Source organism: Mycobacterium sp. E2497 (assembly GCF_001668695.1).
Lineage (GTDB): Bacteria > Actinomycetota > Actinomycetes > Mycobacteriales > Mycobacteriaceae > Mycobacterium.
The window spans coordinates 1-5,140 of record NZ_LZKD01000110.1; the positions used below are offsets into that span (position 1 = coordinate 1).

Consider the following 5,140-nt stretch of genomic DNA (forward strand, 5'->3'; position numbering starts at 1 on the left):
GCCTGCTCGCGGTTGGCCTCCAGGTTGGCCGCCCAGGTCTCCAGGGTCCTCGCGTAGTGCAGCTGCAGCGAGTGGACCCGGGTCAGCTCGAAGCCGGCCGTGACCGCGTACTCGCCGACGGTCTGCGGTGTCGGCAGCCACCCGCCGGGGAAGATCTCGGTCAAGATGAACTGCGAGAAGTGCACGATCTCGTGGGTCAGCTTCATGCCCCGCGCCCGGGCGTCTTTGAAGGACGGGCGAACGATGGTGTGCAGCAACATCACCCCGTCGGACGGCAGCGCCTGGTAGGCCATCTTGAAGAAGCGCCCGTAGCGTTGGCGGCCGAAGTGCTCGAAGGCGCCGATGGTGACGATCCGGTCGACCTTGTCCTCGAACTCTTCCCAGCCCTGCAGCCGCACCTCCACGGTGCGATTCGTCGGCAATCCAGCCAGCTTGTTCTTGCTGTATTCAAACTGGTTGCGGCTCAGCGTGATTCCGATGACATTGACGTCAAATTTCTCCACGGCCCGTTTCATCGCCCCGCCCCAGCCGCAGCCGATGTCCAGCAGCGTCATCCCGGGCTCGAGGTTCAGCTTTCCCAGCGCCAAGTCGAACTTGGCGATTTGGGCCTCTTCGAGGCTCATATCTTCTTGCGCGAAATATGCACAGGTATAGGCCATCGTCGGGTCTAGAAACAACGCGAAGAATTCATTCGAGACGTCATAGATCGACTGCGATTCCTCGTAAAATGGCTCCAACGCCGACATTCCCGCTCCAGTCCTGTTGCTCACTATTGAACGCCAGAATAGTAACGGACGGGCGGGGCGCTCGCCCACCAGGCCCGGCCGCGCTATCAGTAGGTGTAGAAACCCTGGCCGGTCTTCTTGCCCAGCCGGCCCGCCTCCACCATGCGCAGCAACAGCGGCGGCGGGCCGTACTGCGGTTCCTTGAATTCCTCGAACATCTTGTCCGCGATCAGCTTGAGGGTGTCCAGGCCCACCAGGTCGGACAGCCGCAGCGGGCCCATCGGGTGGGACAGCCCGGCGACGACGGCCTTGTCGACGTCCTCGATGGTGGCGAAACCGGCCTCCACCATCCGAATCGCCGACAGCAGGTAGGGAACCAGCAGCGCGTTGACCACAAAGCCGGACCGGTCCGAGCAGCGCACCACCTGCTTGCCCAGCACGGCGCTCGCGAACTCCTCGGTGCGCGCGGCGGCGGCCTCGTCGGTGACCAACGTGCTCACCAACTCGACCAGCGGCAGCACCGGCACGGGATTGAAGAAGTGCAGGCCCAGCACTCGTTGGGGGTTCTTGGTGGCCGCGGCGATCTTCATGATCGGAATGCTGGAGGTGTTGGACGCCAGGACGGCGTCGGGGTCGCTGATGGCGCGGTCGAGTTCGGCGAAGATGTCCGCCTTGACGGCCTCGTCCTCGACGATCGCCTCGATGACCAGTTGGCGGTCGGCGAGGTCCTTCAGATCGGTGGTGAAGGTGAGCTTGCTCAGCGCGCGGTCGCGCTCGCGCTCGGTGACCTTCCCCGCGCTGACGCCGCGTTCCAGGGACTTCATGATGCGGTTGCGTCCGGCCGTGATCAGAGCGTCGGTGGTCTCGAAGACCGTCACGTCGACACCGGCGCGCACCGAGACCTCGGCGATGCCGGATCCCATCTGGCCTGCCCCGACAACCCCTACCCGCTGAATCGCTGCGTCGCTCACTGTCATCTCTTTCGGCGTCGTATCGTCTTGCACCGCAATAGGCCCCGCCCAGGTTTGGCTGGGCGGGGCCTACGCTACTTCATCGCCGAACAGGCGCGGAATCGCGTCAACTGGGCCGCAGAAGACCGATTCCGCGCCTGCTCAGCACCCCTCAGTGACTCGGGGGATCGCGGGCCAAGCCCGCTCGTCCTCAGTGACTCAAGCCTGTCCGTTTCACTTCGTCCTCGCGGGCCAAGCCCGCTCGTCCTCAGTGAAACTGACCCTCTTCGGTGGAGCCGGTCAGCGCCGTGGTCGACGAGGTGGGGTCGACCGTGGTGGCGATGCGGTCGAAGTAACCGGCACCGACCTCACGCTGGTGCTTGGTCGCGGTGTAACCGCGCTCCTCGGCGGCGAACTCGCGCTCCTGCAGCTCCACGTACGCGCTCATCTGGTTGCGGGCGTAGCCGTATGCCAGATCGAACATCGAGTAGTTCAGCGCGTGGAAGCCGGCCAGCGTGATGAACTGGAACTTGAATCCCATTGCGCCGAGCTCCTTTTGGAACTTCGCGATGGTGGAGTCGTCGAGGTGCTTCTTCCAGTTGAACGACGGCGAGCAGTTGTAGGCCAGCATCTGGTCGGGGAACTCTGACTTGACGCCCTCGGCGAACTTGGCGGCGAGCTCGAGGTCCGGGGTCCCGGTCTCCATCCAGATCAGGTCGGAGTACGGCGCGTAGGCCTTGGCCCGGGCGATGCAGGGCTCGAGGCCGTTCTTGACCCGGTAGAAGCCCTCCTTGGTCCGCTCACCGGTGATGAACGGCTGGTCGCGCTCGTCGACGTCCGAGGTGATCAGGGTGGCCGCCTCGGCGTCGGTGCGGGCGATCACCACGGTCGGCACGTCGGCGACGTCGGCCGCCAGGCGGGCCGAGGTCAGGGTGCGGATGTGCTGCTGGGTCGGGATGAGCACCTTGCCACCGAGGTGGCCGCACTTCTTCTCCGACGCGAGCTGGTCCTCCCAGTGCGACCCCGCGACGCCGGCGGCGATCATCGCCTTCTGCAACTCGTAGACGTTCAGCGCACCACCGAATCCGGCCTCGCCGTCGGCGACGATCGGCGCCAGCCAGTTCTCCACCGAGGTGTCGCCCTCCACGCGGGCGATCTCGTCGGCGCGCAGCAGCGCGTTGTTGATGCGCCGCACCACCTGGGGCACCGAGTTGGCCGGGTACAGGCTCTGGTCGGGGTAGGTGTGGCCGGACAGGTTGGCGTCACCGGCGACCTGCCAACCCGACAGGTAGATGGCCTTCAGGCCGGCGCGGACCTGCTGGACGGCCATGTTGCCGGTCAGCGCACCGAGCGCGTTGATGTACTCCAGGTCGTGCAGCTGCTCCCAGAGCACCTCGGCACCGCGGCGGGCCAGCGTGTGCTCCTCGACGACGCTGCCCTGCAGGGCGACGACGTCCTTAGCGGTGTAGGTACGGCTGACGTCCTTCCAGCGCGGGTTGGTGTCCCAGTCCTTCTGGATCTCTTCGGCGCTCTTGGGGGTGCCAACGGCAGACATTGCGCATGCTCCTTAACGATCTTCACTACTGAGGTTGATGAACGCTTCACCGGCGGTAGCTAGCGGCTCAACTTCGCTGGTGTGCTAACTCGAAGATGGCACAGCCTGACCACGCATTTCCACCCCTTTCATTTGCCAATTTCGGCAACGACAAGGTGCGGATTAGCAAATCTTGCGAAGATGAACGGCAACTGAACCGTTTCAGAATCTACCCGCCGGTAACCAGAATCCGCAGGTCAGCCGGTGAATTAACGGGACGCTTGTCCGGTTAGAGGTTGAACAGCGCGGCGACCGCTTTGGTCTCTTCGCCGACCGCATATGTGAGCGTCGTAACAGGCCGATCGACGAGCCCGGGACCGAACTGGTCGGTCGATCCGGCCGGGTGGAGGTGCGAGATGATCTCCAGCTTGTCGCCCAGGGCCACCGGCGCCTCGTGCTCAATCGTGATGCGCAGCGGCCGCGCCATCAGCGCCAGGTGAGACGCCAGGTAGTCCTCGATGACGCTCCAATAGACCGAGTTGTTCATGTGGTCGAACAGGTCGATGTCGGTGACCCGCACGGGGAACTCGTGGATCTCCACCGCGTCGTCGCGGCTGCCCGGCTTGAGGTAGCCCTTCCACCGCAACCGGTCGACCGACGTCGTCTTGTGCAGGCCCGCCAGGAAGTCGTCGGAGATGCGCGACGGCATCTGGGTCTCCCGGTTGATGTTGATCCAGAACGCCTCGGACTCGATCAGCCCGCCCTTGCGTCCGTCGACGCGGACCCGCATCTCACACCACCGGTTGGAGGTGCCCGAACACCACCGCCGGCACCGCAGCATGTCCTGGAATTCGATCGGACGGAGCAGGTCGACCATGGTGCGCCGGACGATCCACAGCGGGTGCGTCTCCTCGAAACCCATCTCCCGCAGCTGGTCCTGGCCGATGTCCTGGATGTGCCGTGCGGCCGCATCCAGCCGCAGCCGGCCCGTGCGGTCGATGTCGGCCACCCGCAGCGGCCACTCGCGATCGAACACGTCGGGGTGACCGTCGGGCACCGGCATCAGTTCTTTGTCCAGGCTCACGGCTCCGCTCCCATTTCCTCCTCGTGCGCGCCCCGCGGTTAGCGCCCTGGGGCCTCCGTTGCGAATCATGCCAACGACCTGGGCCAAAAACCAATCGCGACGCGATCGCGGCCGATGCGAACTCTGCCAACTTCCGCTTAGCAGCGCCGGTACCCTGGGTGAGGTGTCCAAGACGTTCGTGGGCTCCCGGGTCCGCCAGCTGCGCAACGAGCGCGGGTTCTCGCAGGCCGCCCTGGCCCAGATGCTGGAGATCTCGCCGAGCTACCTCAACCAGATCGAGCATGACGTCCGCCCCCTGACGGTGGCGGTGCTGCTGCGGATCACCGAGGTGTTCGGCGTTGACGCGACCTTCTTCGCTCCCCAGGACGACACCCGGCTGGTCGCCGAGCTGCGCGAGGTCACCATGGACCGCGACTTGGACATCGACGTCGACCCGACCGAGGTGGCCGAGATGGTCAGCGCGCACCCCACCCTGGCCCGGGCGGTGGTCAACCTGCACCGGCGCTACCGGATCACCACGGCGCAACTGGCCGCCGCCACCGAGGAGCGGTATTCCGACGGCAGCGGCACCGGGTCGATCACCATGCCGCACGAAGAGGTGCGCGACTACTTCTACCAACGCCAGAACTACCTGCACGAGCTGGACACGGCCGCCGAAGACCTGACGATCCAGATGCGGCTGCACCACGGGGACCTGGCCCGCGAGCTCAATCGCCGGCTGACCGAAGTGCACGGCGTGCACATCAACAGGCGCATCGATCTCGGCGACACCGTGCTGCACCGGTATGACCCCGCAACGAAGACCCTGGAGATCAGCAACCACCTGTCGCTGGGGCAGCAGGTCTTC

The 5,140-nt window shown here is 65.3% G+C and carries 5 protein-coding genes; 1 reads left to right on the forward strand and 4 read right to left on the reverse strand.

The features are described from left to right. The 4 genes from A5713_RS08460 to A5713_RS08475 all read right to left on the reverse strand — a co-directional run. Positions 1-746 (reverse strand): cyclopropane mycolic acid synthase family methyltransferase (locus tag A5713_RS08460; RefSeq protein ID WP_068094561.1); only part of this gene is annotated, 746 nt, incomplete at its 3' end. A gap of 86 nt (positions 747-832) precedes the next feature. Further along, a complete protein-coding gene (locus tag A5713_RS08465) occupies positions 833-1,696 on the reverse strand; it encodes a 3-hydroxybutyryl-CoA dehydrogenase (RefSeq protein ID WP_156751800.1) in 864 nt (287 codons plus the stop codon). Between the two features lie 247 nt (positions 1,697-1,943). Beyond that, entirely contained in the window at positions 1,944-3,230 is a 1,287-nt protein-coding gene (gene aceA, locus A5713_RS08470) for an isocitrate lyase (RefSeq protein WP_068094569.1), read from the reverse strand. A 268-nt stretch (positions 3,231-3,498) separates the two neighbouring features. Beyond that, a complete protein-coding gene (locus A5713_RS08475) occupies positions 3,499-4,293 on the reverse strand; it encodes an acyl-[acyl-carrier-protein] thioesterase (RefSeq protein WP_068094571.1) in 795 nt (264 codons plus the stop codon). Positions 4,294-4,456: 163 nt separating this feature from the next. Between A5713_RS08475 and A5713_RS08480 the strand changes: the two genes are divergently transcribed. Next, positions 4,457-5,140: helix-turn-helix domain-containing protein (locus tag A5713_RS08480; RefSeq protein ID WP_156751801.1), on the forward strand; the 684-nt coding region annotated here is incomplete at its 3' end.

Coding starts and splice junctions, on each gene's coding strand:
- aceA (WP_068094569.1), bottom strand. CDS start 3,230: ATGTCTGCCGTTGGCACCCCCAAGAGCGCCGAAGAGATCCAGAAGGAC.